Below are 25778 nucleotides of genomic sequence, written 5' to 3'. Positions count from 1 at the left end.
TCCTCGCTCGAGCGACGGTGAGCTGACGGCACGTTGCCGCGCTCTGCGCCCGCTCCTCCCCGACCACGCCATGTTCAGCCACTCGACAGCGGCCGCGCTTCACGGGCTGCCGGTGCCGACGCGAACGCTCGACCGGCTCCACGTGTCCGCGCCCCGACCCGCGCGCGCGATGCGTCGCACCGGCGTCGTCGGCCACCAGTTGGATGTCGTGCGACCGGTCGGCCATGACGACCTCCCTGTCGCCGAGCCCGTCGAGTCCTGGGTGGAGCTTGCCTCGATGCTGGAGGTGGACGACCTCGTGATCGTCGGCGACGCGCTCCTGCGGCGGATGCGCCCGATCAGCGACCTTCCCGCTCTCCAGGAGGCCGTCGATGCGGCCTCGGGACGACCCGGCATCCGACGTCTGCGCCAGGCACTGCCGCTGGTCAGGCCGCGCACCGACTCCCCGATGGAGACCGTGCTGCGACTGGCGATCGTGCGCGCAGGCCTTCCCGAACCGAACGTCAACCACGTCATCCATGCCGCGGATCGCAGCTATCACGCCGACCTCGCCTACCCGACGGCCCGCATCGCGATCGAGTACGACAGCGAGCAGCACCGGACCGACGACCGCCAGTATCGCGTGGATATCGACCGGATCTCGAGCATCCAGGACGCGGGCTGGCGCGTCGTGCGGGTGAATCGCACCCATCTCGCGAACGGGGCTGACGGGGCCATCGCGCGCATCCGGGCCGCTCTGCCGTCCAGACATCACAACACGCCGCTCACCACGGGGTGGTGACGGCGTGTTGCGACGATCAGATCAGGCGGGGAGGGCGCAGGAGTCGCCGTCGCACGCGGCGGCCGAGGCGTCGCCGAGCGGGATGAGCGTGAAGGGTGCGGGTGCACTCGCCGTGGGCGCTCCCTCTGTCGCAGGTGCCGCGCCGCTCACGCGGTCACCGCCGAGCGCTCGCCCCAGACCTGCTCGAGCACCTGGGCGAAGGTCGAGGCGTCCTGCGCGCCGGAGACGCCGTACTTGCCGTCGATGACGAAGAAGGGGACGCCGTTGATGCCGAACTCGGTGGCCGTGCGCTGGTCCTCGCGCACGTCGGCGAGGTACTGCTCCGACTCCAATGCGGCGACGGCCTCGGCGCGGTCGAGGCCGACCTCGGCTGCCAGATCTGCGAGGTCCTCGATGCGGCCGACGTGGCCCCCCTCGACGAAGTAGGCCTTGAAGAGGCGCTCCGCGAGCTCGAGCTGCTTGCCGTGCGCCTTGGCGAAGTGGAGGAGCTCGTGCGCCTTGACGGTGTTGGTGTGCTTGAGGTTGTCGAAGTCGTAGTCGAGTCCGACGGACGACGCGATGCCGCCGACGCGCTCGAGCATCTGCCCGACCTGCTCGGCGGGGATGCCCTTGTGGCCGGCGAGGAAGTCGACCTCGCTGCCGTCGAAGTCGACCGGGGTGTCCGGCGACAGCTCGAAGGAGTGGTACTCGACCTCGACGTCGCGGCCGTCGCCCGCGCCGGCGAAGAGGCCGGTGCCGGCCTCGAACTTGCGCTTGCCGATGTAGCACCACGGGCACGCGATGTCGGACCAGATGTCGATCTTGATGGGTTCGCTCACATCAGGCCCAACGTCGTACGGCGTCACGACTATTCCGCGGGTCTACTCCGAGGCGGTGGGCGTGTCGACGGCCCCGCCGAACCGGCGGTTGCGGCGCGCGTACAGGTCGACGGCCTCCCACAGGTCCGTGCGGCTGAAGTCGGGCCAGAGCGTGTCGAGGAACACCATCTCGGCGTACGCGCTCTGCCAGAGCAGGAAGTTGGAGGTGCGCTGCTCCCCCGAGCTGCGCACGAACAGGTCGACGTCGGGCATGTCGGGCAGGTAGAGGTGGCGCTGGATGGTCTTCTCCCCCACCGCGGACGGCTTCAGCCGCCCCGCCGCGACCTCCTCCGCGATGCCGCGCACGGCGTCGGCGATCTCGGTGCGGCCGCCGTAGTTGACGCACATCGTCAGGGTGAGGACGTGGTTGCCGGCGGTGAGCCGCTCGGCGTACTGCAGCTCCTTGATGACGGACGACCAGAGCCGCGGCTTGCGGCCGGCCCAGCGCACGCGCACGCCCCATTCGTTGAGCTGATCACGGCGGCGGTGCAGCACGTCCCGGTTGAACCCCATGAGGAAGCGCACCTCGTCGGGCGAACGCTTCCAGTTCTCGGTCGAGAACGCGTACACGCTGAGGTGCTTGACCCCGAGCTGGATCGCGCCGGCGACGACGTCGAGCAGGGACGCCTCCCCCGCGCGGTGCCCTTCGATGCGTGTCAGCCCCTGGCGATTGGCCCAGCGGCCGTTGCCGTCCATCACGATCGCGACGTGGTTCGGCACCGCCGCGGCCGGGATCGCCGGCGGATAGACCCCGGTCCAGTCGAGCGGGCGGTACTCGACCGCGTCCTTGTGCGTGTACGGCTTGGGGCTCATGCCCTCCCCTTCTCATCGATACCGGCGGCGGGAGCGGACGTGGGAGTGTCGTGGTGCACGTGCTGCAGCGACCGGAGGCCGCGCTCCAGATGCCACTGCGTGTAGGCGGAGACGACCCCGTTCGCCTTCGACCGGGTGGACTCGTCGGCGGCCTCGGCAGAGGCCCAATCACCCGTCAGGAGCGACCCGAGCAGCCCGATGGTGGCCGGATCGACCCGCGGGGCGCCGCTGGGCGCGCAGTCCGGGCACACGACGCCGCCGAGCTGGACGACGATGTGGTCGTGCGGGCCCGGCCGTCCGCAGCGCGAGCAGTCCTGGAAGCTGGGTGCCCAGCCGGCCAGGGACAGAGCGCGCAGGAGGTACGAGTCGAGGGTGAGCGTCGGCGGATGCTCGCGCCGCGACAAGGAGCGCAAGGCGCCGACGAGCAGCAGGTACTGCTGGAGGGAGGCCTCGGCATCCGTCAGGCGGTCGGCGGTCTCGACCATGGCGTTCGCGGCCGTGTAGCTCGCGTAGTCGTCCGCGATCAGGGCGCCGTAGGCCCCGAGCGACTCGGCCTGGGTGATGACGTCGAGCGTGCGGCCCTCGTAGAGCTGCAGGTCGGCGACCATGAAGGGCTCGAGCCGCGACCCAAACCGGGAGGCCGTCCGGCGCACTCCTTTGGCGACCGCGCGGATCTTGCCGTGCTGCCGGCTCAGCAGCGTGACGATGCGGTCGGCTTCACCCAGCTTGTGGGTGCGCAGCACGACGGCTTCATCCCGGTAGGTTGGCACGCGTCCAGTATCTCTCGTCTGGCCGACAGCCTCGCGCAGCGCCGCGTGGTACAAGTGACTGTGAGCACCACCGCCGCCCTGACCATCCCCCTCTGGGGCGACCTCGTCGCCGTCGGCATCGGCAGCCTCCAGGGCGCGATGTTCGCCTCCGGATTCCGGGATCGGCGGCTCGATCTGCTGGGCGTCGCGATCATCGGCGTCGCGACCGGCGTCGGCGGCGGCCTCCTGCGCGACCTGTTCCTCAACGTCACCCCGGTCGCGCTGCAGTCGAACTGGTACCTGCCCGCGACGGTCGTCTCCGCACTGCTCGGGATGCTGCTCGTGCGGCTGTTCCGGAGGCTCGACCCGCTCATCACCTTCCTCGACGCCCTCACGATCGGACTCTTCGGCGCCATCGGAGCGAGCAAGGCGCTCTCGCTCGGGCTTCCGGAGGTGCCCGCGATCTTCGTCGGCGTGGTCGCCGCGGTCGGCGGCTCCATCCTGCGCGACGTGCTCCTCAGCCTCCCCATCGCACTCATGCACGTGGGTTCGCTGTACGCGGTCGCCGCGGGCGCCGGGACGGTCGTGCTCGTCGTGCTGATCGACCTGGGCGTCCCGCTCAGCATCGCGGCGATCCTCTGCGTGGTCGTCACGCTGATCATCCGGCTGCTGGCGGTGCGCTTCGGCTGGAGCCTGCCGGAGCAGCGTGAGCTCGGCCGCCTGCCGCGCGTGCGCTGGCCGCGGCTCGCCCGCCGCCCCGCCGAGACCCACGTGGACGAGCGCACCGACACCGGCGCGATCCCGCGCTACCGCATCGACAAGCCCGACGCCGACACCGACGTCTGACAGGGGCATCGGACCGGAGCATCGGACCGGAGGCGGCCCGGAACGACGGAACGCCGCCCGCGAGGCGGATGGCGTTCCGGTGACAGCTGGTCAGGCGTTGACGAGCTCTGCGCTCTCGGCGTGCCCGGCCGAGGCGCGCACGGCGCGGTTGACCGCGGAGACGACGGCCTTGAACGACGCCGTGGTCGTGTCGGCGTCGATCCCGACGCCCCACAGCCGCACGCCGTCCACGTCGAGCTCGATGTACGCGGCCGCGAGAGCGGACTCGCTCGCCGACAGCGTGTGCTGCGAGTAGTCGTACAGGTGGGCGTTGATCCCGCGTGCGTTCAGGATGTCGATGAACGCCGCGATCGGGCCGTTGCCCTCCCCGGTGACCTTGGAGACGGTGTCACCGTCGCGCAGGGTCGCCGTGAGGGTCACGTGGTCGCCGGACTCGTTCGTCGTGGACGTGCTGCCGAGCTCGAAGCGGCCCCACTTGGCGTCCGCCTCGGTGGCGGGAGCCGGCAGGTACTCGTCCTGGAAGACGTCCCAGATCTGCTCGCTGGTGACCTCGCCGCCCTCGGCGTCGGTCTTCGCCTGCACGACGCCGGAGAACTCGATCTGCAGCTTGCGCGGCAGGTCGAGCGCGTGGTCCGTCTTCAGCAGGTAGGCCACGCCGCCCTTGCCGGACTGCGAGTTGACGCGGATGACGGCCTCGTAGCTGCGGCCCAGGTCCTTCGGGTCGACGGGCAGGTACGGCACGGCCCAGACGAGGTCGTCGACCTCCTTGCCGGCCTCTGCGGCCTCGGCGGCCATCGCCTCGAACCCCTTCTTGATGGCGTCCTGGTGGGAGCCGCTGAACGCGGTGAAGACCAGGTCTCCGCCCCACGGGCTGCGCTCGTGCACCGGCAGCTGGTTGCAGTGCTCGACGGTGCGCTTGATGCCGTCGATGTCGCTGAAGTCGATCTGCGGGTCGATCCCCTGGGTGAACAGGTTGACGCCCAGCGTGACCAGGTCGACGTTGCCGGTGCGCTCCCCGTTGCCGAACAGGCAGCCCTCGATCCGGTCGGCGCCGGCCATGTAGCCCAGCTCTGCCGCCGCGACGGCGGTGCCGCGGTCGTTGTGCGGGTGCAGCGACAGGATGACGTTCTCGCGGTGGTTCAGGTGGCGCGACATCCACTCGATCGAGTCGGCGTAGACGTTCGGCGTCGCCATCTCGACCGTGGCGGGCAGGTTGATGATGACCTTGCGCTCCGGAGTGGGCTCGAAGATCTCGATGACCTGGTTGCAGATGTCGGCGGCGAACTCGAGCTCGGTGCCGGTGTAGCTCTCGGGCGAGTACTCGTAGTAGATGTCGGTGCCGGGGACCAGCGACTCCATCTGACGGCAGAGGCGCGCGCCGTTCAGCGCGATGTCGATGATGCCCTGCTGGTCGGTGCGGAAGACGACGTCGCGCTGCAGGACGCTGGTCGAGTTGTAGAGGTGCACGATGGCCCGCTTGGCACCGACGAGGGACTCGTACGTGCGCTTGATCAGGTGCTCACGCGCCTGGGTCAGCACCTGGATGGTGACGTCGTCCGGGATGGCGCCCTCTTCGATGAGGCTGCGGACGAAGTCGAAGTCCGTCTGGCTGGCGCTCGGGAAGCCGACCTCGATCTCCTTGTAGCCCAGGCGGACGAGCAGGTCGAACATGATCCGCTTGCGCTCGGGGCTCATCGGGTCGATCAGGGCCTGGTTGCCGTCGCGCAGGTCGACCGCGCACCAGCGAGGCGCGACGGTGATGCGGTTGTCCGGCCAGGTGCGGTCCGGCAGATCGACGCGGATCTGCTCATGGAACGGACGGTACTTGTGGATCGGCATGGCGCTCGGCGTCTGCGTGTTCTTCATGGTCTGTTTTCTCCTCGCGGGGTGGTGTGGAGAGCCGACGACGAACTCCGCGACGAGGGAGGCCCGGAACTAGGACTCGTCGCGGCAGCTAAGAAGGAGCAGACCGTACACAGGAACGAGGGTACCACGGACCCTCAGGAGCGCCCGCGCGCCAGCGTCGCCGCCTGACGCACGGAGAGGTCCGGCAGATAGGCGCGGACCAGCCCGATGCCGATCTCCGGGAGCGCGACCGGGTCGGGGTAGGCCATGATCAGCGGGTGCAGCTCGGGCTGGAACTTCTGCTTGAAGTTGAGCAGCGAGCGGAAGCCGTACACCGGCTCGAGCGAGGTGCTCAGATAGCCGAGGATGCGATCCATCCCGCTCTTCTCGGCGTCCGGCGTGCCCGCGGTGTGGGCGAGCGGCGCGGCCGAGAGGCTCATGAACTCGACACCGTCGGCCTTCATCCGGGTGGCCGCTTCGGCGATGAGGAACTCCATGACGCCGTTGATGCTGCCCGGGCGCCGGCGCATGAAGTCGAGCGTCCAGCCGATCACGACCCCGTCGCGCCAGGTCGGCAGCCAGCTGGTGACTCCTTCGATGCGGCCCGCCTCGTCGACGGCGAGCATGAGCCGCACCGCCGGGTCGCGGAGCTCGTCGATGCCGCCGAGGGTGAAGCCCATCTCGGGCAGATCCTTCTCGGCCACCCACTGCTCCGAGATGTCCGAGATCTGCACCGTCGCGCTGAGCGGGAGCGCCGCGTACGAGGTCCACTCGGCGCGGATCCCGGCCCGTTGCGCGCGGTTGATGGAGGTGCGGACGTCCTGCCACTTCTTGCCCGTCGTCGCCCAGTTCTGCGGGCGGATGACCGTCTCCTCCGCGACCGTCATCGTCGACCAGCCCATCCGCTCGAAGAGCGTCTCGTACTCGTCCTCGACGCTGTAGAACACCGGGATCCAGCCGTTGTCGTCGCAGAACCGGGCGAAGCGCTCGATCGTGCCGTCGTGCGGCGGCGGGGCGCCGAACGGGCCCCCGGTCGTGATCGCGACCCGGCCCACGACGCGGTAGGCGATCGCGCCGCCGTCCGGTCCGTCGAACCAGTGGCTGGTGCCCGGCCAGGTCGCCATGAACGAGAGGGCGTCTCCGCCGCCCCGGGTCAGCAGCGCGCGGACGCGGGTCGCCTCGTCGGCCGGGTTCCTCGTCACGCTGCGGCCGAGCATGGGCGGGATCGCCGCGGCGATCGCGATCAGCCAGAACAGCGTGCCGATGTTGTGGTAGACGATCGTGGCCAGCGGCGTCGTCGGCAGATATTGCACGGGCTCCCGGCGCAGGAAACTCACCGGGACGAACCGCTCGAAGACGTCGTCCAGGAGGTCGCCGATGTCGATGGGACGGGTGAAGCCCGTGTCACGCTGCAGCCAGCCGACGAGCACGTACACCGCGGCGAGGCCGACCCCGGCGATCACGACCGTGAGCAGGTAGCGGCGCACCGCGCGCGCCGACGGCAGCACCGGGAAGTGCCGGCGCAGCACGATCAGCAGGATCGCCATGACGAGCGGCACCGCCGAGGAGATGGCGAGGATCGCCGTGACCTCCCAGTACCGCGGCGAGACAGGGCCGTTGTGCCCTCCGGCGACGGGGAGGATGCCGAAGTACAGCATCGAGAGCACCGCGAGCAGCCCGTTCACGCTGACCGCCAGCCAGACCGCGAACCGGCGCCCGCGCAGCAGCCCGAACGCCGCGACCAGCAGCACGAGCAGCGGCAGCACCGACAGGAGCACCGGCCCGAACCCGTTGATGCGCTCGATCGTGATCTCGCGCACGCACTCGCGGGTGACGGCGAACGCCTGGCAGCGCTCGAGGATGTTGCCGCGGTTCGCGACGTCGTCGCTGAACAGCAGCGCGATCGGCGACAGGAGGCCGTAACGCGAACGCGTGAGCAATCCGATGACGGGTCCGATGGCCGTGACGGCGACCGCCGACGCGAGCAGCACCCGGATCTCGTGATGGGAGGAGCGCTGCCACCCGCGCGCCCGGGCGCCGCGGTTCAGGATGGCTCCCAGCGCGAGCCCCGTCAGGACGGCGAGCAGACGGTCCAGGTCGGAGGGGAATCCGGAGTAGAGCACGAACATGATGGCGACGAGGAGCGTCAGCACACGGATGCGGCGGCGCCAGAGCGCGCCCGCGAACGCGCTGGCCGTCATGATCGTGCCGCCGATGGCGGTCAGGGGGTCGAGGGAGACGAGCCCATGGACGTTGCGCGACCACATCTCCCCCGTCTGGCTGCCGATGAGCTGGACCGCGGAGCCGACGACGATGCCGACCACCGGTGTCACGACGAAGGCGAGCGCCGTCCGCCAGGTGCGCATCAGATGCTCGGAGGCACCGACGAGGAACAGGAGGAGCAGCAGGCTGAGGATGAGCTCGGCGAGGTCGCTCGTGAACAGGACGGCGGTCAGCGGCGACCACCAGTGGCCGTCCGCGATCTGCGCGGCGCCCGTGCCCACCCAGATCCGCAGCGGGCGGTGCGGGCCGTGGAGCGGGCCGGTGACCAACGCGAGCACCAGCACCAGGGCCGTGACGCCGAGCGTGAACGGGTAGCGCGCGATGATGCGGCCGATGCGCTGGATCGGACGCTCCCCCGTCTGCACGGCGAGCGTCCCGGTCAGTGGGAGCGGTTCGCGCGGCCGCTCGGCGGGCACGGTGGCGTTCCCCTGCTCGTCGCTCACCGGTCGAGTCCCATCTGCCGCGCGATGGCCGGGAAGCCGTCGGCCAGTGTGTGTCTCACCGTGTTCCAGTCGTGGGCGGTGCCGGGCGAGATCAGCAGTTCGCTGTGGATCCCGGCCTTCGTGGCCGCCGCATCCAGGGTGCGGGCATAGGCGGTGTACTTGGCGTCGTTCTGGCCGACGCCGAACACGATGGTCGAATCCTTGTACGGCTTGTGGGCCGCCATCATCGCGAGGGGCTGCGCCGCCTCGAAGGCCGCCGCCGAGCCACCGAAGCCGGTGGCGATCGTCTGGGCGCGGTCGCCGAGGGTCGGGCCGAGCTCGCTGGACGAAGCGAGAGCGGATCCGAACAGCTCGGGATGCCCGGTCGCGAACTGCACGGCGCAGGTCGCGCCCTGCGAATAGCCGAACACTCCCCAGGCGGCGGGGTCGCTGCTCACCCGGAGGTGCGACGAGACCCAGGTGCGGACGTCCTTCAGGAGGTAGGTGGCCGAGTCGCCGTACGCGCGCGAGTCGACGCACATCGGGTTGCGGCTCGGGCCGCCCAGCTGGTCGGCGGCGACGACGATCGGCGCGTAGCCGTCATGCTCGGCGGCGAACGCATCCATCGCCGGTGCGAGATGTCCTGCGGTGAACATGTCCGCGGGCGCGCCGGGCTGGCCGGAGAGCGCGTACAGCACAGGGAGCGCCGGCGGGTTCGCCGTCAGCGCGATCGGCGGCAGGTAGACGACGGCTTTGCGGGCCGGGAAGCGGGATTCCGTCGCCGGGATCCGCACCGTGCCGACCTGGCCCTTGGCGGGCACCGTCGCCCCCGGCGTCGCCGTCGAGGCGTAGTCCGTTCCGATGTCGAGCACCTCCCCCCGTTCCGCGTGGAGGTCGAGGGCCCCGTACGGCACCACCCCCAGTGCGTCGTTCAGATCACGGTACGCGCCGAAGTCGACGTTCACGCCCGCACCCGCCGTCGCGAGGAAGACCGGGATGCTGACGACGGCGATCGCCTTGCGCCACCAGCGGGAGCGGAAGAGGTTCGCGATCGCGAGACTCACCCCGGCGAAGCCGAGCACGGCCCACATCGTCGTGACCGGCGTCAGCCCGACGCCGAAGACGTTGTACACGTCGTCGGCGAGCCACACGATCAGCCAGCCGAGCAGGCCCCCGCCGACGGCGGCGATGAGCCCCGCGACCATCCGTCGGCCGGTGGGGCGCACCAGGAGGTAGAGGGCGAGCAGCGCCGCGATCACGTCGAGGGTGACGAGGAACGGCGGCTTGTCGATCCTCAGCGTCATGAGCCAGTTCAGGGCGGGTCCTCTCCTCGGTGCGCTGCCATTATCCGGGGCACAGGTGGTGCAGGGCTGGAGCAGTGCTCAGGTTCAGGGAATTCGGAGGGGCTAGTCGACGGCGAGGGCGGCGACCGGGGTGATCCGCGTGGCCCGGCGCGTCGGCGCCAGCGACGCGAGCACGGCGAGCACGGCTCCCGCTCCTGCCACCAGCGCGAGGTACGCCCACGGCAGCACCGGGATGACGAACCCGCCACCCGGGATGCCGGCGAGCAGCGACTGTGCACCCGCCCAGCCGTACACGCATCCCAGCAGCAGCCCGGTGACCACGCCCGCGACGGTGAGCTGCACGCTCTCGGACAGGATCATCCGGCGCACCTGCCCGCCGGTGAAGCCCAGTGCGCGCAGGAGGCCGAGCTCGCGCGCCCGCTGCAGCACGCTGAGGGCCAGGCTGTTGACGACCCCGACCGCCGCGATCACGGCGGAGAAGCCGACGAGCACGCTGAAGACCACCATCGTGACAGTGAGGATATTCTCAACCCCCGCGTAGGCCTCGGGCTCCGATGCGGCGGCACGGTGGATCATCTCCAGCCACGACTGCGCGGCGACGACGAACATCGTGACGAGGGTCACCCCGATGACGAGCCCGATCGCCGTGCGCGAGCTGCGCTCCGGGTTCCGCATCGCGTTGGCGGCGGCGAGCCGCGAGGCCGCGCCGCGTCCGAGCACCATCCCGACGCCGCGGAGGACGACGGGCAGGAAGATCGGGCCGGCGAGCACGATGCCCGTGAACGACAGGATGCCGCCCGGCAGCGCCACGAGCACGCCGTACGGTCCGAGTCCGGCGAGAGCGGACACTCCCGCGAACGTGCCGAGGCCAAGGAGCACGCCGAGCGCGAGCAGCGCCGCTCCGAGGGCGATGAGCACGAGGGCGACGACCGCGCGGCCTCGGCTGCGGACGGCCGCGGCCGGACGCTCCTGCGCGGCGCCCAGCGCCTGCACCGGCGAGACGCTCAGCACCCGCCTGCTGCCGATCCACGACGCGAGCCAGGTCGTGAGCACGACGACGACCACCGGGACGAGCAGAGACGGGGTGAGAACCGGATACGGCACATCCGGGAGCGGTCCGGTGAGCGTGAGCAGGCGCGTGGCGAGCAGGGACAGCGCAGCGGCGCCCGCTCCCCCGGCGACCGCGCCGATCACCCCGACGGCGAAGCCCTCGCCCGCGACGGATCGGCGCTGCGCCTGCGCGCTCGACCCGATCAGCCGCAGCAGCGCGATGGTGCGGGTGCGGCCCGCGATGATCGTCGCGAAGGTGTTGGTCGTCACGATCGCGCCGACGTAGACCGCGATGACGAAGAAGATGCCGGACACGACCGAGAGCGCGATCTGCACCGTCGTGCTCTCGCCGAAGTCGCTGGCACCGATGTACGCGCTGAGCACGTTCGTGCACGCGAGGAGCGCGACGCCGAACGCGGAGCTCAGCGCCGCGACGAGGATGCTCGCGCGGTGCTCGCGCGCGTTGGCGCGGAACGCCCGGATCACGCGAGCGCCTCCATCCCGAGCATGTAGGCGGAGATCTCCTCGGCCGACGAGCGTTCCCGCTCGGCGACCACACGGCCGTCGGCGAGGAAGACGATGCGGTCGGCGAAACTGGCGGCGACGGGATCGTGCGTCACCATGGCGATGCTCTGGCCGTAGGTGTGGGCCGCCTCCCGCAGCACCGCCAGCACCTCGCGCCCGGTGCGCGAGTCGAGGTTGCCGGTCGGCTCGTCCGCGAAGATCAGGTCGGGCCGGGTCGCCAGCGCCCGCGCGATCGCGACCCGCTGCTGCTGCCCGCCCGAGAGCTCGTGCGGCCGGTGCGTCAGGCGCGCCCCGAGGCCGAGCGACTCGACCAGGTGGTCGATCCACTCGCGCTGCGGCGGCGTCGGCTTGCGTCCGTCGAGCTCGAACGGCAGCAGGATGTTGCCCTGCACGTCGAGCGTCGGCACGAGGTTGAACGACTGGAACACGAAGCCCACGCGGCGCCGCCGCAGGAGGGTCAGCTCCCGGTCCGGCAGCGCGGTGATCTCGGTGTCGCCGAGGAAGACGCGCCCGCTGGTCACGGTGTCGAGCCCGGCCATCACGTGCATGAGCGTGGACTTGCCCGAACCGCTCGGCCCCATGATGGCGGTGAACCGGCCGGCGGGGATCCCGATGGTCACGCCGTCGAGCGCGGCCACCCGGCCGGCCCCCGATCCGTAGGTCTTCGTCGCCGCTTCGACGCGGGCGACGGGAGCAGTGGTCTCAGTCATACCTCCACGCTAGGAAGGCGCGGCCGCCGGCGGATCGCGCTGGGGGCCCATCCGCCATCCCTCCGGAGGATGATTCGGGCGGCTACGCCCCCGCGCCCCCGGTCAGCCCGTGCTCGAACGCGTAGACCACCATCTGCACACGGTCGCGCAGGCCGAGCTTGGACAGGATGCGGCTGATGTGAGTCTTGACCGTCGCCTCGCTGAGGAACTCGGAGCCGGCGATCTCGGCGTTGCTGAGGCCACGCGCGGCGAGCACGAAGATCTCGCGCTCGCGGGCGGTGAGGGTGGCGAACTCGACGGGCTGCGGGCGTTCGGCCCGGCCTTCGGAGAAGTACTGGAAGAGTTCGCGGGTGGCGCCGGCGGCGATCACCGCACTTCCCGCGTGGACCGTGCGGATCGCGGCGAGCAGGAACTCCGGCTCGGCGTCCTTGAGCACGAACCCGCTCGCGCCGGCGCGGATCGCACGGGCAGCGGCCTCGTCGAGGTCGAAGGTGGTCAGGACGACGATGCGGGGCGGCGTGCGCCCCTCCCGCTCCGCCTCGGCGATGATCGTGCCGGTGGCGGCGATGCCGTCCATGACGGGCATGCGGATGTCCATGAGGACGACGTCCGGTGCCGCGGTGCGCGCCAGCTCGACGCCCTCCTGGCCGTTCGCGGCCTCGCCGACGAAGTCGAGGTCGGGCTGGGACGACACGAGCATCCGCACGCCCGCGCGGAACAGCGCCTGGTCGTCGACCAGGAGCACGCGGATCGGCGCGCTCTCGCCGCCGGTCATGCCGCTCCCCCCGCCGGGAGGAAGGCCGAGACGACGAAGACGCCGTCGGCCGGCCCCGCCGAGAGCGTGCCGCCGGCGAGGGAGGCGCGTTCCCGCATCCCGGGCAGGCCGTGGCCGATGCGCGGGAGCATCCCGGTCGAGGTCTGTTCGGTGGACGGGTGCTTCATGGTGTTCCTCACGGTGATGACGATGCCCGGTCCGCCGTCGGCGGGAGCGGCCTCGGCCAGGACGACGATGGCGGGCTGGGAGGTGTCGCCGTGCCGGAGGGCGTTGGTGAGCGCCTCCTGCACGATGCGGTACGCGGCGATCTGCTGCGCGGAGCCGAGCCCGTCGTGCGAGCCGATCCGCTCCAGCACGACGGGCAGGCCGGCCGCGCGGATCTGATCGACCGTCTGGACGACGTCGTCGAGCCCCGGCTGCGGGCCCTCCGGCTGCGACTGCCGCAGTTCGGCGAGCAGGATGCGCACGTCGCCGAGCGCGGAGCGGGCCGTCGCAGCGATGGTCGTCAGCGCTTGGTCGACCGCCTCCGGGTCTGCGTGCCGCGCATAGCGGGCGCCGTCGGCCTGGGCGATCACGACCGCGAGCGAGTGGGCGACGACGTCGTGCATGTCGCGCGCGATGCGCGTGCGCTCCTGCTCGACGACGACGACCTCCTCCGCCCGGTTGCGGTCGAGCTCGGCGATCGTCTGGGCGTAGCGCGAGAACCGCGCCGCGCGCCAGGTGCGCATGAGCAGGCCGAGCACCCAGGACAGCCCGAGGACCGTCGCGCTGACGACGAACAGGAACGCGAACTGCAGGGCGATGCTCGTGATCGCCGACGACAGCAGATCGAAGTAGCCCTGGGCGAGCGCGGCCGTCACGGACAGGTAGAGCGCCGCGACCAGGGCGCCGAGCCCGGAGGACACCAGGCCGACCCACCGCACGACGCGGTCGCCGTACGCACCCGTCGCGTAGAGCACGAGCAGTACACCGAGGTCGCTCGCCAGGATGGTGTTGCCCGTCGTCATCTGGATGACGGCGGCCAGCCAGGCGAACGAGAGCGCGACGGCCGGGGACATCCGCCGCAGTGCGACGGCGACGGTGAACACAGCGAGCACGACGACGCCGGAGCGACTGCCGTCGAGGGTGGCGCCGAACACGTTCGCCGAGTCGATCAGCAGGCACACCACTGCGAACGCCGCCGCGCCGGCGATATCGAAGGTCAGCTCCGTGCGGCTGAGGCGCCGTACGAGCCGGGGCCGGTCCGGATCCTCCTCGGTCACGGTCGCCCCGCCCGACGAGGCGAGCCAGACCAGCACCGATCCGCGTTGGGTCTGCCCGCCCGTCGTGGCTCCGGCCGGCTCGAACGCGCGCTGGCGGGCGACGAGGTAACCGAGCAGCCAGGCGATCAGGAAGGCGACGATCATCAGGAGGCTCATGAGCAGCAGCCCGACGCCCTGGCTCGTGTAGTAGCCCGCGATCACGGGCCCGAACTGGAGGAACTTGAGCTCGCCGCGCACCGTGAACAGGTACGCCATCGCCGGCCCGAGCAGGATCGCCGAGCCGAACGCGAACCAGCGGAGCACCCGCCCGCCGTGGGCGGCGATCCCGAAGACCGTGGCGAACACCGCGACGCTGCCGATCACGCGGAACGCGCCCGGCAACGGATCGGGCTCGGTCAGCTCCAGCAGGATGGCGACCCACACGATCCCGAGCGCCACACCCGGGAGCACCCGCGACAGCGCGACGGCCGCGCAGTAGAACAGCACGGCGAGCCCCGAGAGAGCGGTCGGCAGACCGGCCAGCAGCCACGAGACGAACAGCAGCACCGCGACGGCGGGCTCCAGCACCCAGCGGTGCGGCGCGAGCGCGCTCAGGAGGCGGGTGCGGTCGGGCATGCCTCTACGGTACGGTCCCGGGCGCGCCGGAGCCGCATCCTGACGTGCGAATCATCCTCGGGATGTACGGCGCGTCAGAAGCCGAGACGCCCCAGCTGCTTCGGGTCGCGCTGCCAGTCCTTCGCGACCTTCACGCGGATCGACAGGAAGACGTGGCGTCCGAGCAGCGCCTCGATCGGCGCCCGTGCGGCCGCTCCGACATCCCGCAGCCGGCTGCCGCCCTTGCCGATGACGATGGCCTTCTGGCTGTCGCGCTCGACGAACAGGTTGGCGTAGACCTCGACGAGATCCTTGTCGTCGCGCTCCACGATGTCGTCGATCGTGACGGCGAGCGAGTGCGGGAGCTCGTCCTGCACGCCCTCCAGCACGGCCTCGCGGATGTACTCCGAGATGCGGTCCTCGAGGCCCTCATCGGTGATCGCGTCCTCCGGGTAGAGCGGGCCGGGCGACGACGGGAGCAGCTTCATGAGCTCGCCCGTGAGGGTGTCGAGCTGGATGGCGCTGGTGGCGGAGATCGGCACGATGGCCTCCCACTCCCGCAGCTCGGCGAGGGCGAGCAGCTGCTGCGCGACCTGCGGTCGGCTCGCCTTGTCGATCTTGGTGACGATCGCGACCTTCTTCGCGGACGGGTAGTCGTCGAGCTGCTCGTTGATGAAGCGGTCCCCCGGGCCGATCTTCTCGTCGGCGGGCACGCAGAACCCGATCACGTCCACATCGCCGAGCGTCGACTGCACGAGCGTGTTGAGACGCTCGCCGAGCAGGGTGCGCGGGCGGTGGATGCCGGGGGTGTCGACCAGGATGAGCTGGCCGTTCTTCTGGTGCACGATGCCGCGGATGGCGCGGCGGGTCGTCTGCGGCTTCGAGCTGGTGATCGCCACCTTCTCGCCCACGAGGGCGTTGGTGAGCGTGGACTTCCCGACGTTCGGGCGGCCGACGAACGACACGAATCCGGCGTGGTACTCGGTCACGGGCGTACTTCTTTCTCGTGTCTGTCGTGCTTCTGGCGCTTCTCGTCCGACCGGTGCGCGAGCACGCGGTCGTCGGGCGCCGGGAGGAGCGCGGTGTCGCGCTCGACCAGGACGGTGCTGACGTGCTTGTGGCGGCCCTCGATGCGGTCGACCGTGAACCGGAGCCCCTCGATCGACACCGTCGAGCCGACCTCGGGCAGACGGCCCAGGGCTTTGGCGATGAGGCCGCCGACGCTGTCGACGTCGTCGTCGTCGATCTCCAGGTCGAACAGCTCGCCCAGGTCGTCGAGCGGCAGGCGCGTCGCGATGCGGTAGCGGCCCTCGCCGAGCGGCTGGACCAGCTCGACCTCGTGGTCGTACTCGTCGGAGATGTCGCCCACGAGCTCTTCGATGAGGTCCTCCAGGGTGACGAGGCCCGCGATGCCGCCGTACTCGTCGACGACCATCGCGAGGTGATTCGACTCCCGCTGCATCTCGCGCAGCAGGGCGTCCGCCTTCTGCGACTCCGGGACGAAGAGCGCCGGGCGGGCGATCTCCCCCATCGTCAGCTCGTCGGCGCCGAGCGGGCGCTCGAAGCTGAGCTTGGCGACATCCCGCAGGTAGAGCACGCCGACGACCTCGTCGGGATCGCCGTCGATGACGGGCATGCGCGAGACGCCCTTGCTGAAGAACAGGCCCATCGCCGTGCCGAGACCCGCCGACGTGTCGAGCGCGATCATGTCGGTGCGCGGGATCATCACCTCGCGCACGACCGTGTCGCTGAACTCGAAGATCGAGTGGATGAGCTCCCGGTCGTCCTCCTCGAGCACGTCGAACTCGGCGGCCTCGTCGACGATGCTGAGCAGCTGCTCCTCACTCGTGACCGGCGCCGAACGCGCGCGGGACGGCGTCACCCGGTTGCCGAGCGCGACCAGTCCGCCCGGGATGGGGCCGAGCACGACGCGCACGAAGCGCACGAGCCCCGCCGTGGTGCGCAGCAGCACGGTCGAGTTGGCGCGTCCCACGCTGCGCGGGCTGACGCCGACCAGCACGAACGACACGCCCGTCATGATGAGCGCGGCGAGGATCAGCGAGATCCACCACTCGTCGAAGATCTGCTCGAACGCGAGCGTGACGAGCACGGCGGCCGTGGTCTCCGCGATGATGCGGCTGAAGTTGACCGCGTTCAGGTACGGGCCCGGGTCCTCGGAGATCGCCAGCAGCGCCTTCTTCGACCGGGAGGTCTCCGCCAGGTCGGCGATGTCGCCGCGCGACTGCACCCCGAGGGCGGAGTCGACGGCGGCCATCAGACCGCCGAAGGCGACGAGGACGAACGCGACGATGAAGAACAGCGCCGGGAGCATCGTGCCTCCTAGCGCTGTCGGTCGTAGCGGGCGAAGCCCACCAGGATGTCGCGCTGGATCCCGAACATCTCGCGCTCCTCGGCCGGCTCCGCGTGGTCGAAGCCCAGCAGGTGCAGGATGCCGTGGGTCGTCAGCAGGAGCAGCTCGTCCATCAGGGTGTGCCCGGCCGTCTCGGCCTGCACCTGCGCCACCTGCGGGCAGAGCACGACGTCGCCGAGCAGCCCGGCGGGCGACGGCTCCTCCTCGGTGCCGGGACGCAGCTCGTCCATCGGGAAGCTGAGGACGTCGGTGGGGCCGGGCTCGTCCATCCACTGCACGTGCAGCTGCTCCATCGCGGCCTCGTCGACGAGCACGATCGCGAGCTCGGCGTCGGGGTGGACGTGCATGATGTCGAACGCGTACGCGGCGAGGCGCTGGAGCGCGGCCTCGTCCACCTCGATCGCGGACTCGTTGTTGATCTCGATGCTCATGGCGGCCCTATCGTCGCTTCGGGAGGTGGTCGCGCGCCGCACCGCGGCGCTCGGCGCGGTTGGCGAACTCGGCGGCCTTCTCGCGCTCGTACAGGCGCGCCTGCTGCTTGGCGTCGTACTCGGTGTACGCGTCGACGATGCGGCCCACCAGGGTGTGGCGCACGACGTCCTCGCTGGTCAGCTGCGCGAAGTGGATGTCGTCGACGTCCTTGAGCACGCGCGTCACGAGCCGCAGACCGCTCGCCGCGTTCGGGAGGTCGATCTGCGTGATGTCGCCCGTCACGACCATCTGCGAGCCGAAGCCCAGCCGGGTGAGGAACATCTTCATCTGCTCCGGCGTCGTGTTCTGCGCCTCGTCGAGGATGATGAACGAGTCGTTGAGCGTGCGGCCGCGCATGTAGGCGAGCGGGGCGACCTCGATCGTGCCGGCCGCGAGCAGCTTGGGCACGAGCTCCGGATCCATCATCTCGTTGAGCGCGTCGTACAGCGGGCGGAGGTACGGGTCGATCTTGTCCGTGAGCGTGCCGGGCAGGTAGCCGAGGCGCTCCCCGGCCTCGACGGCCGGACGCGTCAGGATGATGCGGTTGACCTCCTTGCGCTGGAGGGCCTGCACCGCCTTAGCCATCGCGAGGTAGGTCTTACCCGTTCCGGCCGGGCCGATGCCGAACACGATGGTGCTCTCGTCGATCGCGTCGACATACTTCTTCTGCCCGAGCGTCTTGGGCCGGATGGTCTTGCCGCGCGTGGTCAGGATCGCCTGGCCCAGCACGTCCGCGAGACTCGTGGCATTGTCGTTGTCGAGGATCTTAGCCGACGTGGTGACCTCGGCCGGGCTGATGTCCTGCCCGTTGCGGACGAGCTGCAGCAGCTCCTCCAACAGCCGCCGGGCGGCCTCCACCTGCGTCGCGTCGCCGCTCAGGGTGATCTCGTTGCCGCGCACGTGCACGCTGACGAGCGGGTACTGCCGCTCCAGCGTGGTCAGGAGCCGGTCCTGCGGCCCGAGCAGACGGACCATCTGGACGCCGTCGACGTGCAGACGCGCCTCGGCGGCCCCGTTCGACGCGGCGCCCGCCTCGGGCATCGGTTCGCTAGTCGGCAAGGCTTCCTTCCTCGAGCGACCCGCCGGGGCCGGCGCTCAGTACGTGGGCGTGCACGTGGAACACGGTCTGTCCCGCGCCCGCACCGGTGTTGAAGACCAATCGGAAGTCGCCTCCCGCCTCGGCGGCGAGGCGCTTCGCGACGGATACGATCTCGGCGAGGAGCGCGGGGTCGCCGGCGGCGAGCTCCGTCACGTCGCGGTACTGCTCGGTCTTGGGGACGACGAGGAGGTGCACCGGCGCCTTGGGCGCGATGTCGCGGAACGCGATGATGCGCTCGCCGTCGTAGACGATGTCGGCCGGGATCTCGCCCGCGACGATGCGCGAGAAGATCGAGGGCTGTGCGCTTTCCATGGAGTCCATCCTATTCGCCCGCCCTGAGGGGTCTACCAGCGACCGAGGGAGGCGTTCAGCACGGCGAGGGCCGCGGGGCCGGCCGTCGAGGTGCGGAGCACCGTGTCGCCGAGGCGCACGACGCCGGCGCCCGCGGCGCGGAGCACCTCCAGCTCGCCCGGGGCGATGCCGCCCTCGGGGCCCACGACGAGCACGAGTTCGCGCTCGCCCGGGGTGAAGGCCGTCAGGGCCGAGTCTCCCGTCGGCTCCAACACCAGCACGTCCGCGCCGTCGGCGAGAGCGGCGACCTGCGCCGTCGTGGCCAGTTCGCCCACGTCGGGCACCCAGGCGCGGATCGACTGCTTGGCGGCCTCCCGGACGATCGTCGACCAGCGGTCACGACCCTTCGCGATCTTCGCGCCCTCCCAGCGGGACACCGAACGCGAGGCGGACCACGGGACGACACGGTCGACGCCGAGCTCCGTCGCCGCCTGGATCGCGAGCTCGTCGCGGTCGCCCTTCGCCAGCGCCTGGACCAGCGTGATGCGCGGGGCGGGCCGCTCTTCCCGCCGGACCGAAGCGACCTCGATCGTGAGCTCGGCGCCGGTCGCGACGACGACCTCGCCCGACGCGACCAGGCCGCGGCCGTTGCCGATCGACACCGTCTGCCCCGGGCGCGTCCGGTTCACGGTCGCCGCGTGCTTGGCCTCGGGGCCGGTCAGGGTCAACCGTGCGCCGGGCTCGGCCGCCTCCAGGTCCTCCCGCAGATAGAGCGAGCTCATCGGGTCAGAAGTTCAGGAACCGGTCGCGGAGCTTGGCGAAGAGCCCCTGCTGGAAGCGCGCGAGCGACGGCTCCACCGAGTGGTGCGTCGCCGCGAACTTCTTGATGAGCTCCTTCTCCTTGTGGTCGAGCTTCGTCGGCGTGACCACCTGGATGCCGACCTTCAGATCGCCGCGGCCGCTGCCGCGCAGGTGCGTGATGCCGCGGTCCTTGACCGTCACGATGTCCGCGCTCTGCGTCCCGGCCTTCAGCTCGAGGCGGATGTCGCCGTCGAGCGCCTTCACCGAGGCGGTCGTTCCGAGGATCGCATCCGTCATCGACACCTCGAGGGTGCAGAGGAGGTCGTCGCCGTCGCGGCTGAAGACGTCGTGGTGCTTGACCTTGATCTCGAGGTAGAGGTCGCCGTTCGGGCCGCCCGCGGGGCCGGCCTCGCCGCTGCCCGGCATCTGCAGGCGCAGGCCGGTGTCGACGCCGGCGGGGATGTCCACCGGGACGGTGCGGCGGGCGCGCACGCGGCCCTGGCCCTGGCAGGTGACGCACGGGGTGGCGATGACGGTGCCGTAGCCGCGGCAGCTCCCGCAGGGGCTCGAGGTCATCACGTTGCCGAGAAGGGAACGCACCGAGCGCTGGATGCTGCCGGTGCCGTGGCAGATGTCGCAGGTGACCGGTGCGGTGCCGGGCTGGCAGCAGGAGCCGTTGCAGGTCTCGCAGACGACGGCGGTGTCCACCTCGAGGTCGCGGTGGGTGCCGAAGACGACCTCGTCGAGGTCGATCTCGACGCGCAGCAGGGCGTCCTGCCCGCGCTCGCGCCGGGAGCGGGGGCCGCGGGAGGCGCCCCCTCCTCCCCCGAAGAACGTCTCGAAGATGTCGCCGAAGCCGGCGAAGTCGCCCTGGCCGCCCCCGCCTCCGCCGAAGCCCGTCGGGCCGCCGAGGTCGTACTGCTGGCGATGCTTCGGGTCGCTGAGCACGTCGTACGCGTGCGTGACGAGCTTGAACCGCTCCTGGGCCTCGGAGCTGGGGTTCACGTCCGGGTGCAGCTCGCGCGCGAGCCGGCGGTACGCCTTCTTGATCTCGTCGGGGGTGGCGTTGCGCTCAACGCCCAGTACTTCGTAGTGGTCGGCCACGTAAGGCTGTTCCTTCTCGTTTGTCGTGGTTCTAGTCGCCGAGGAGGCGAGAGAGGTAGCGGGCGACCGCGCGGACGGCGGCCATGTTGCCCGAGTAATCCATGCGGAGGGGGCCGAGGAGCCCGATGCGGGCCACGTCGGAGCCGGCGGCGCTGTAGCCGCTGGACAGGATCGACGCCTCGCTCAGCCCGAGGACGGCGTTCTCGCGGCCGATGCTGACGGCCACGCCGTGCTGGTCGTGCGCCATCTCGTCGAACAGGCGCAGCAGCACCACCTGCTCCTCGATCGCCTCGAGCACCGGGGTGATCGTGCCCGGGAAGTCGGTCTCGGTGCGGACGAGGTTGGCGGCCCCGGCCATGACGAGACGCTCCTGCCGGTTCGCCGCGATCTGGTCGAGCAATGCGCTCGCGACCGGCGAGACCAGCTCGCGGGTGCGCTCGGTGAGCGCGTCCGGCAGCTGGCGCAGCCGGGCGGTCGCGTCGGGCAGGGAGAGCCCGGCCGCCGCTCCGTTGATCGCGCCGCGGATCTCGGCGATCTCCTGGTCCGTCAGCGCCGCGTTCAGCTCGATGACGCGCTGCTCGACCGCACCGGAGTCCGTGATCAGCACGCTCAGGAGGCGGTGCGGCGCCAGCGAGACCAGCTCGATGTGCCGGATGCGCGAGCGAGACACCGACGGGTACTGCACGAGCGCGACCTGGTTGGTCAGCTGCGAGAGCAGGCGGACGGTCCGCGCGAGCACGTCGTCCAGGTCGATCGACTCGCCGAGGAACGCCTCGATCGCCGTGCGCTGCGCCGTGGTGAGCGGTCGCATCTCGGAGAGGTGGTCGACGAACAGCCGGTAGCCCTTGTCGGTCGGCACGCGCCCGGACGAGGTGTGCGGGGCCGCGATCAGCTCCTCCTCTTCGAGGAGGGCCATGTCGTTGCGGATCGTCGCGGCCGAGACGCCGAACGAGTGCCGCTCGACGATGCTCTTCGAGCCCACCGGCTCGCGGGAGGCGACGTAGTCCTGGACGATCACCCGCAGGACCTCGAGACTGCGCTCGGAGACCATGACACCCTCCCGTCGACCGAATTCACTTAGCACTCAGCGTTCTTGAGTGCTAATCATATCGCGCGAACGGCCGACACGAGTTATTGTCCGCGAGCGCGCGCGGCGGTACCTTATGCGCACCGGGTCGACTCCGTCGCATCCGATCACGAAAGGGCAACACGCATGTCCGACCCGAACCAGCCCGTGGACCCGAACAACGGCGTTCCTCCGCAGCAGCCCTACGGCAACGTGCCTCCGCAGCAGCCGTACGGTGCCGCTCCCCAGCAGCCGTACGCCGCTCCCGCGGCCCCACTCACCGCCGAGCAGGACAAGCAGTGGGCGTCGTTCGCGCACCTCGGCGGCATCCTCTGGATCCTCCCCTCCCTCATCATCTGGCTGGTCTTCAAGGACCGCGGCGAGAAGACGAACGTGGAGGGCAAGGAGGCGCTCAACTGGCAGATCACCTGGATCATCGCGTGGGTGGCCTCCCAGATCATCGGGATCATCATCGGCGGCTTCACCGTCGGCATCGGCTACCTGCTGTTCGGCCTGCTCGTGCCGTGGGCGCTGTACATCGTGAACCTGGTGTTCTCGATCCTCGGCTTCGTCAAGGTCAACGGAGGAGGCTCGTACCGCTACCCGGTGAACTTCCGCTTCATCAAGTAGCGCGCCGCTTCGGGCTGAAAAGCTCTCGGCTTCTTCTCAGACTCGGGCCTCCGGCCCTAGGCTGTGTGGGTAATCGTCCGCCGATCAGCCCGGGACGCTCCCGGGCTCTTTGCAAGGAGACTCCATGTCCGCAACGCCCCACCGCCGCCTCAGCAGCCGTACGGAGGCGCCTCTCAGCAGTTGAGCCCCTCCGACGAGAAGCTGTGGGCGACGCTCGTCCACGTCGGCGGGATCCTCTTCGGATGGCTCCCGGCACTCATCGGGTACCTCGTGCTCAAGGAGCGCGGCCCGTTCGTGCGCTCCCACACCGCCACGGCGCTGAACTTCCAGATCACCCTGTTCATCGGCACCGTGGTCGGCTGGATCACGAGCTTCGTCGTCGTCGGGATATTCATCCTGCTGGCCGTCTGGGTCGTGAACATCGTCTTCAGCATCATCGCCGCGCTCAAGGCGAACCGCGGCGAGTACTACACGTACCCGATCGCCATCAAGTTCGTGAGCTGACGCTCCCGATCACACCTCGGCGAGCAGCCGTCGCACGACGGCGTCCGCCAGAAGCCGTCCTCGCAGGGTCAGCGTCACCGACCCGGCGAGGGCGGCTTTTCCGTCGATGAGGCCGTCGGCGATGAGCCCCGCGATCTCGCGGCGGCCCTCCGCCGACAGCTCGGCGGTGCGGATGCCCTCGCGGATGCGCGTGAGCAGCAGCACCCGCTCCACCCGCCGCGTCTCGGTATCGAGCGTCTCCCGGCCGGCGGCGGGCGACTCCCCCGCGAGCACGCGCTGGGCGTAGGCGGCGGGATGCTTGACGTTCCACCACCGCACACCGCCGACGTGGCTGTGCGCGCCCGGCCCGATTCCCCACCAGTCGTGGCCGAGCCAGTACGAGAGGTTGTGGCGGGAGCGGTGGTCGCCGTCGCGGGACCAGTTGCTGACCTCGTACCAGTCGTAGCCGGCCGCGGCGAGCCGCGCGTCGGCCAGTTCGTACATGTCGGCCTGGAGGTCCTCGTCGGGCTCCGGGACCTGCCCGCTCTTGATCTGGCGGGCGAGCTTGGTGCCCGCCTCGACGATCAGCGAGTATGCCGAGAGGTGGTCGGGGGCACAGGCGAGCGCCGTGTCCAGGCTCCGCTCCCAGTCGGAGAGCGACTCCCCGGGCGTGCCGTAGATCAGGTCGAGGCTCACCTGGAGGCCGGCCTCCCGCGCCCATTCGACGACGAGCGGGATGCGCTCGGGGTCGTGGGTCCGCTCCAGCGTCGCGAGGACGTGCGGGACGGCGGACTGCATCCCGAACGACACCCGCGTGAATCCGGCGTCGGCGAGGCGGCGCAGGTCGTCCGCATCCACCGAGTCCGGGTTCGCCTCCGTCGTGACCTCGGCCCCCGGCGCGAGGCCCCAAGCGTCGCGGACGGCGCCGAGCATCGCGCCGAGATCCGACGGCGGCAGGAGCGTCGGCGTGCCACCGCCCAGGAACACGGTCGACACGGGTCGCTGCGGCAGTCCGCTCGCCGCCAGTGCGCGGGCGGCGAAGCCGACCTCGGCGACCGCGTGGCCCGCGTAGTCGGACTGGCTCACACCGCGGAGCTCGGTGGCCGTGTAGGTGTTGAAGTCGCAGTACCCGCAGCGCACCCGGCAGAACGGCACGTGCAGGTAGACCCCGAAGTCGCGGTCCGCCGCGCCATCGAGCGACGACTCCGGGAGGATGCCGTCGGCGGGCGCGGGGTCGCCGAGTGGGAGCGCGCTCGGCATCAGGCCGACCGTGCGGGGAGGAGCGAGCGCAGGTACTTCGTCGTGAACCGGTTCTGGACCAGGCGGAGCACCGGCGACACGAACCGGTAGAAGCCGGTCGACGGGCGCGAGAACGACCGCAGGACGAACCACACGGTGCCGTCCTCGTGGCGCTCCACGAAGAACGCCTCCTCGCCGCTCTCCGGGTGGCCGCGCAGAGTGCCGTACGCGAAACCCGCCCGGTCCGGCTCGTCGACGACGTACACGACGCGGATCGGCGCGGAGACCTTGAACGGACCGAACGGCACCTTGAGCACAGCCGTCATCCCGTTGCGGATGTACGGGGAGCCGTCGTCGGCGAACACATCCTCTTCGACGCGGTGCTCGCGCATCCCCTTCGGGGTGCCGTCGACGTCGTACTCGATGCCCTCGTACTGCACGCCCGTGCCCTCGTTCACGTCCGTGACGAGGATGCCGCTGCCGCGCTGCACGCCCCAGGTCATCAGGGCCGTGGCGGCGGTGTCGAAGCGCTCGTCGCCCGAGCCGAGCCGCGTCCGCTTCTGCAGCGGCCGGTAGCCCTTCGGCGGGTAGTAGAGCAGATCCGGGGCCTGCGTTCCGCCGACGGCGCCGTACGTGACGGGCTGGTCGGTGAAAGTGGAGCGGCGCATGGTGTCTATCCTCCGCCAATCCGCGCCCCAGCGCGAACCGGAGCGGATTCCCGGCCGGGTCTGGCGCGGGGCCGCCGGGGCGACGACACTGGGGCCGAACGCGACCGAGGAGGATCGGCATGAGCAGCATCGTGGTGCAGGAGTTCATCACCCTGGACGGCGTCATCCAGGCGCCCGGCGGATCGACGGAGGACGACGAGCGCGGCTTCCCCTACGGCGGATGGCAGATGGACTTCGATCGCGAACGCGGCGGCGGCGACGCGGACGACAACGTGGTCGTGGAGTGGGAGGAGCGCACCGAGGCGCTGCTGCTCGGCCGCCGCACCTACGAGATCTGGTCGCAGGCCTGGGGCGTCTGGCCCGAGGACGCACCCGGCCTGCAGGGCGAGTTCACGCGCCGCTACAACCGGGTGCCGAAGTACGTCGCCTCCCGCACCCTCACCGAGCTGGGCTGGAAGAACTCGCAGCTCCTCGGAGACGACGTGCCCGGCGCGGTCGCCGCCCTGCGGGAGCAGCCCGGCGGCGAGATCCGCGTCTGGGGCAGCGCGAACCTCATCCAGACCCTCGGCGCCCACGGCCTGGTCGACGAGTACCGGCTGATGGTCTATCCGATCGTGCTCGGGACGGGCAAGAAGCTCTTCCCCGACGGATTCCCCCGCACGACATTCGACGTCGCCGAGACGCGCACGCTCGCCTCCGGCGTCCAGATCAACGTGTACCGGAAGACGGGCGCATAGCC

At 70.6% G+C, this 25778-nt stretch carries 25 protein-coding genes; 5 read left to right on the top strand and 20 right to left on the bottom strand.

All coding sequences use genetic code 11. The features are described 5' to 3' along the window. The first annotated feature begins 112 nt into the window (after positions 1 to 112). Entirely contained in the window at positions 113 to 781 is a 669-nt protein-coding gene (locus FHX33_RS22075; RefSeq protein WP_183428258.1) for a DUF559 domain-containing protein, read from the top strand. Positions 782 to 927: 146 nt separating this feature from the next. Here FHX33_RS22075 and FHX33_RS05665 read toward each other — a convergent pair whose 3' ends face one another. From FHX33_RS05665 to recO, 3 genes are read right to left on the bottom strand one after another with little or no spacing between them, the layout of a single operon-like run. After that, on the bottom strand, positions 928 to 1599 hold the full coding sequence (locus FHX33_RS05665; protein WP_039924387.1) for a DsbA family oxidoreductase: 672 nt from the start codon (positions 1597 to 1599) through the stop codon (positions 928 to 930). Positions 1600 to 1641: 42 nt separating this feature from the next. After that, positions 1642 to 2451 carry an isoprenyl transferase gene (locus FHX33_RS05660; RefSeq protein WP_021765675.1) on the bottom strand — a complete coding sequence of 270 codons (810 nt, stop codon included), beginning with the start codon at positions 2449 to 2451 and terminating at the stop codon, positions 1642 to 1644. Beyond that, positions 2448 to 3221, bottom strand: coding sequence for a DNA repair protein RecO (recO, locus tag FHX33_RS05655; RefSeq protein ID WP_039924386.1), 774 nt, complete (start codon positions 3219 to 3221; stop codon positions 2448 to 2450). Before recO ends, FHX33_RS05660 begins: the two co-directional genes overlap by 4 nt. A 60-nt stretch (positions 3222 to 3281) precedes the next feature. On the opposite strand from recO, the gene FHX33_RS05650 reads away from it, so the two are divergent. Then, positions 3282 to 4046: a trimeric intracellular cation channel family protein gene (locus FHX33_RS05650; protein ID WP_338092003.1), complete on the top strand. Its 765-nt coding sequence runs from the start codon at positions 3282 to 3284 to the stop codon at positions 4044 to 4046. 90 nt (positions 4047 to 4136) lie between these two features. Here the strand turns inward: FHX33_RS05650 and leuA are convergent, their stop codons facing one another. The 15 genes from leuA to hrcA form a co-directional block, all read right to left on the bottom strand. After that, positions 4137 to 5912 (bottom strand): 2-isopropylmalate synthase, encoded by a 1776-nt coding sequence (gene leuA, locus FHX33_RS05645; protein ID WP_021763653.1) that lies wholly within the window; start codon positions 5910 to 5912, stop codon positions 4137 to 4139. A gap of 134 nt (positions 5913 to 6046) precedes the next feature. After that, positions 6047 to 8617: a bifunctional lysylphosphatidylglycerol flippase/synthetase MprF gene (locus FHX33_RS05640; protein WP_021763654.1), complete on the bottom strand. Its 2571-nt coding sequence runs from the start codon at positions 8615 to 8617 to the stop codon at positions 6047 to 6049. After that, on the bottom strand, positions 8614 to 9900 hold the full coding sequence (locus tag FHX33_RS05635; RefSeq protein WP_021763655.1) for an alpha/beta hydrolase: 1287 nt from the start codon (positions 9898 to 9900) through the stop codon (positions 8614 to 8616). The genes FHX33_RS05640 and FHX33_RS05635 overlap by 4 nt, the downstream gene beginning before the upstream one ends. 102 nt (positions 9901 to 10002) lie before the next feature. Then, on the bottom strand, positions 10003 to 11436 hold the full coding sequence (locus FHX33_RS05630; protein WP_338092002.1) for an ABC transporter permease: 1434 nt from the start codon (positions 11434 to 11436) through the stop codon (positions 10003 to 10005). Further along, the gene (locus tag FHX33_RS05625; protein ID WP_021757112.1) at positions 11433 to 12185 is read right to left on the bottom strand and encodes an ABC transporter ATP-binding protein; all 753 of its coding nucleotides are present in this window, start codon (positions 12183 to 12185) and stop codon (positions 11433 to 11435) included. Before FHX33_RS05625 ends, FHX33_RS05630 begins: the two co-directional genes overlap by 4 nt. A gap of 82 nt (positions 12186 to 12267) precedes the next feature. Beyond that, positions 12268 to 12960, bottom strand: a complete 693-nt coding sequence (locus FHX33_RS05620; RefSeq protein WP_021757114.1) for a response regulator — start codon at positions 12958 to 12960, stop codon at positions 12268 to 12270. Next, entirely contained in the window at positions 12957 to 14837 is a 1881-nt protein-coding gene (locus FHX33_RS05615) for a sensor histidine kinase (RefSeq protein ID WP_021757116.1), read from the bottom strand. Before FHX33_RS05615 ends, FHX33_RS05620 begins: the two co-directional genes overlap by 4 nt. A gap of 74 nt (positions 14838 to 14911) precedes the next feature. Then, positions 14912 to 15805, bottom strand: coding sequence for a GTPase Era (era, locus tag FHX33_RS05610; protein ID WP_021757118.1), 894 nt, complete (start codon positions 15803 to 15805; stop codon positions 14912 to 14914). Then, the gene (locus FHX33_RS05605; protein ID WP_021757120.1) at positions 15802 to 17148 is read right to left on the bottom strand and encodes a hemolysin family protein; all 1347 of its coding nucleotides are present in this window, start codon (positions 17146 to 17148) and stop codon (positions 15802 to 15804) included. Before FHX33_RS05605 ends, era begins: the two co-directional genes overlap by 4 nt. A gap of 8 nt (positions 17149 to 17156) precedes the next feature. Beyond that, positions 17157 to 17618, bottom strand: coding sequence for an rRNA maturation RNase YbeY (ybeY, locus tag FHX33_RS05600; protein WP_021757122.1), 462 nt, complete (start codon positions 17616 to 17618; stop codon positions 17157 to 17159). A gap of 7 nt (positions 17619 to 17625) precedes the next feature. Beyond that, the gene (locus FHX33_RS05595) at positions 17626 to 18699 is read right to left on the bottom strand and encodes a PhoH family protein (protein WP_021757123.1); all 1074 of its coding nucleotides are present in this window, start codon (positions 18697 to 18699) and stop codon (positions 17626 to 17628) included. Positions 18700 to 18706: 7 nt separating this feature from the next. Next, complete coding sequence (locus FHX33_RS05590; RefSeq protein ID WP_039920889.1) at positions 18707 to 19069, bottom strand: histidine triad nucleotide-binding protein; 363 nt, start codon at positions 19067 to 19069, stop codon at positions 18707 to 18709. A 32-nt stretch (positions 19070 to 19101) separates the two neighbouring features. Beyond that, on the bottom strand, positions 19102 to 19830 hold the full coding sequence (locus FHX33_RS05585) for a 16S rRNA (uracil(1498)-N(3))-methyltransferase (RefSeq protein ID WP_183428257.1): 729 nt from the start codon (positions 19828 to 19830) through the stop codon (positions 19102 to 19104). Between the two features lie 4 nt (positions 19831 to 19834). Continuing rightward, complete coding sequence (dnaJ, locus tag FHX33_RS05580; RefSeq protein ID WP_183428256.1) at positions 19835 to 20953, bottom strand: molecular chaperone DnaJ; 1119 nt, start codon at positions 20951 to 20953, stop codon at positions 19835 to 19837. 31 nt (positions 20954 to 20984) lie between these two features. After that, positions 20985 to 22004 (bottom strand): heat-inducible transcriptional repressor HrcA, encoded by a 1020-nt coding sequence (gene hrcA / locus FHX33_RS05575; RefSeq protein ID WP_021757462.1) that lies wholly within the window; start codon positions 22002 to 22004, stop codon positions 20985 to 20987. Positions 22005 to 22166: 162 nt separating this feature from the next. Here hrcA and FHX33_RS05570 point away from each other — a divergent pair, with 162 nt between their 5' ends. Together FHX33_RS05570 and FHX33_RS05565 are read left to right on the top strand one after the other, a co-directional pair. After that, positions 22167 to 22649 carry a DUF4870 domain-containing protein gene (locus FHX33_RS05570; RefSeq protein WP_021757460.1) on the top strand — a complete coding sequence of 161 codons (483 nt, stop codon included), beginning with the start codon at positions 22167 to 22169 and terminating at the stop codon, positions 22647 to 22649. A 180-nt stretch (positions 22650 to 22829) separates the two neighbouring features. Further along, on the top strand, positions 22830 to 23153 hold the full coding sequence (locus tag FHX33_RS05565) for a DUF4870 domain-containing protein (RefSeq protein ID WP_021757459.1): 324 nt from the start codon (positions 22830 to 22832) through the stop codon (positions 23151 to 23153). Positions 23154 to 23162: 9 nt separating this feature from the next. Here the strand turns inward: FHX33_RS05565 and hemW are convergent, their stop codons facing one another. Together hemW and FHX33_RS05555 are read right to left on the bottom strand one after the other, a co-directional pair. Beyond that, on the bottom strand, positions 23163 to 24392 hold the full coding sequence (gene hemW, locus FHX33_RS05560; RefSeq protein WP_021757457.1) for a radical SAM family heme chaperone HemW: 1230 nt from the start codon (positions 24390 to 24392) through the stop codon (positions 23163 to 23165). Continuing rightward, positions 24392 to 25039 (bottom strand): DUF1990 family protein, encoded by a 648-nt coding sequence (locus tag FHX33_RS05555; protein ID WP_021757455.1) that lies wholly within the window; start codon positions 25037 to 25039, stop codon positions 24392 to 24394. The genes hemW and FHX33_RS05555 overlap by 1 nt, the downstream gene beginning before the upstream one ends. A 119-nt stretch (positions 25040 to 25158) precedes the next feature. Between FHX33_RS05555 and FHX33_RS05550 the strand changes: the two genes are divergently transcribed. Then, positions 25159 to 25776 carry a dihydrofolate reductase family protein gene (locus FHX33_RS05550; RefSeq protein ID WP_021757452.1) on the top strand — a complete coding sequence of 206 codons (618 nt, stop codon included), beginning with the start codon at positions 25159 to 25161 and terminating at the stop codon, positions 25774 to 25776. Positions 25777 to 25778: the final 2 nt, after the last annotated feature.

Origin of the sequence: Leifsonia aquatica, from assembly GCF_014190775.1 — a bacterium.
In the GTDB taxonomy this organism is placed as follows: domain Bacteria; phylum Actinomycetota; class Actinomycetes; order Actinomycetales; family Microbacteriaceae; genus Leifsonia; species Leifsonia aquatica.
Note: the sequence above shows the minus strand (reverse complement) of the source record. Positions and strands in the feature narration are given on the sequence as shown.

Bases quoted from the DNA above. Each gene is read 5' to 3' on its own strand.
- hemW (WP_021757457.1), bottom strand. From the start codon at position 24,392: ATGCCGAGCGCGCTCCCACTCGGCGACCCCGCGCCCGCCGACGGCATC.
- FHX33_RS05570 (WP_021757460.1), top strand. From the start codon at position 22,167: ATGTCCGACCCGAACCAGCCCGTGGACCCGAACAACGGCGTTCCTCCG.
- FHX33_RS05595 (WP_021757123.1), bottom strand. From the start codon at position 18,699: ATGCCCGAGGCGGGCGCCGCGTCGAACGGGGCCGCCGAGGCGCGTCTG.
- hrcA (WP_021757462.1), bottom strand. From the start codon at position 22,004: ATGGTCTCCGAGCGCAGTCTCGAGGTCCTGCGGGTGATCGTCCAGGAC.
- FHX33_RS05585 (WP_183428257.1), bottom strand. From the start codon at position 19,830: ATGAGCTCGCTCTATCTGCGGGAGGACCTGGAGGCGGCCGAGCCCGGC.
- FHX33_RS05550 (WP_021757452.1), top strand. From the start codon at position 25,159: ATGAGCAGCATCGTGGTGCAGGAGTTCATCACCCTGGACGGCGTCATC.
- FHX33_RS05590 (WP_039920889.1), bottom strand. From the start codon at position 19,069: ATGGAAAGCGCACAGCCCTCGATCTTCTCGCGCATCGTCGCGGGCGAG.
- FHX33_RS05605 (WP_021757120.1), bottom strand. From the start codon at position 17,148: ATGCTCCCGGCGCTGTTCTTCATCGTCGCGTTCGTCCTCGTCGCCTTC.
- FHX33_RS05625 (WP_021757112.1), bottom strand. From the start codon at position 12,185: ATGACTGAGACCACTGCTCCCGTCGCCCGCGTCGAAGCGGCGACGAAG.
- leuA (WP_021763653.1), bottom strand. From the start codon at position 5,912: ATGAAGAACACGCAGACGCCGAGCGCCATGCCGATCCACAAGTACCGT.
- FHX33_RS05615 (WP_021757116.1), bottom strand. From the start codon at position 14,837: ATGCCCGACCGCACCCGCCTCCTGAGCGCGCTCGCGCCGCACCGCTGG.
- ybeY (WP_021757122.1), bottom strand. From the start codon at position 17,618: ATGAGCATCGAGATCAACAACGAGTCCGCGATCGAGGTGGACGAGGCC.
- FHX33_RS05620 (WP_021757114.1), bottom strand. From the start codon at position 12,960: ATGACCGGCGGCGAGAGCGCGCCGATCCGCGTGCTCCTGGTCGACGAC.
- FHX33_RS05635 (WP_021763655.1), bottom strand. From the start codon at position 9,900: ATGACGCTGAGGATCGACAAGCCGCCGTTCCTCGTCACCCTCGACGTG.
- FHX33_RS05555 (WP_021757455.1), bottom strand. From the start codon at position 25,039: ATGCGCCGCTCCACTTTCACCGACCAGCCCGTCACGTACGGCGCCGTC.
- FHX33_RS05660 (WP_021765675.1), bottom strand. From the start codon at position 2,451: ATGAGCCCCAAGCCGTACACGCACAAGGACGCGGTCGAGTACCGCCCG.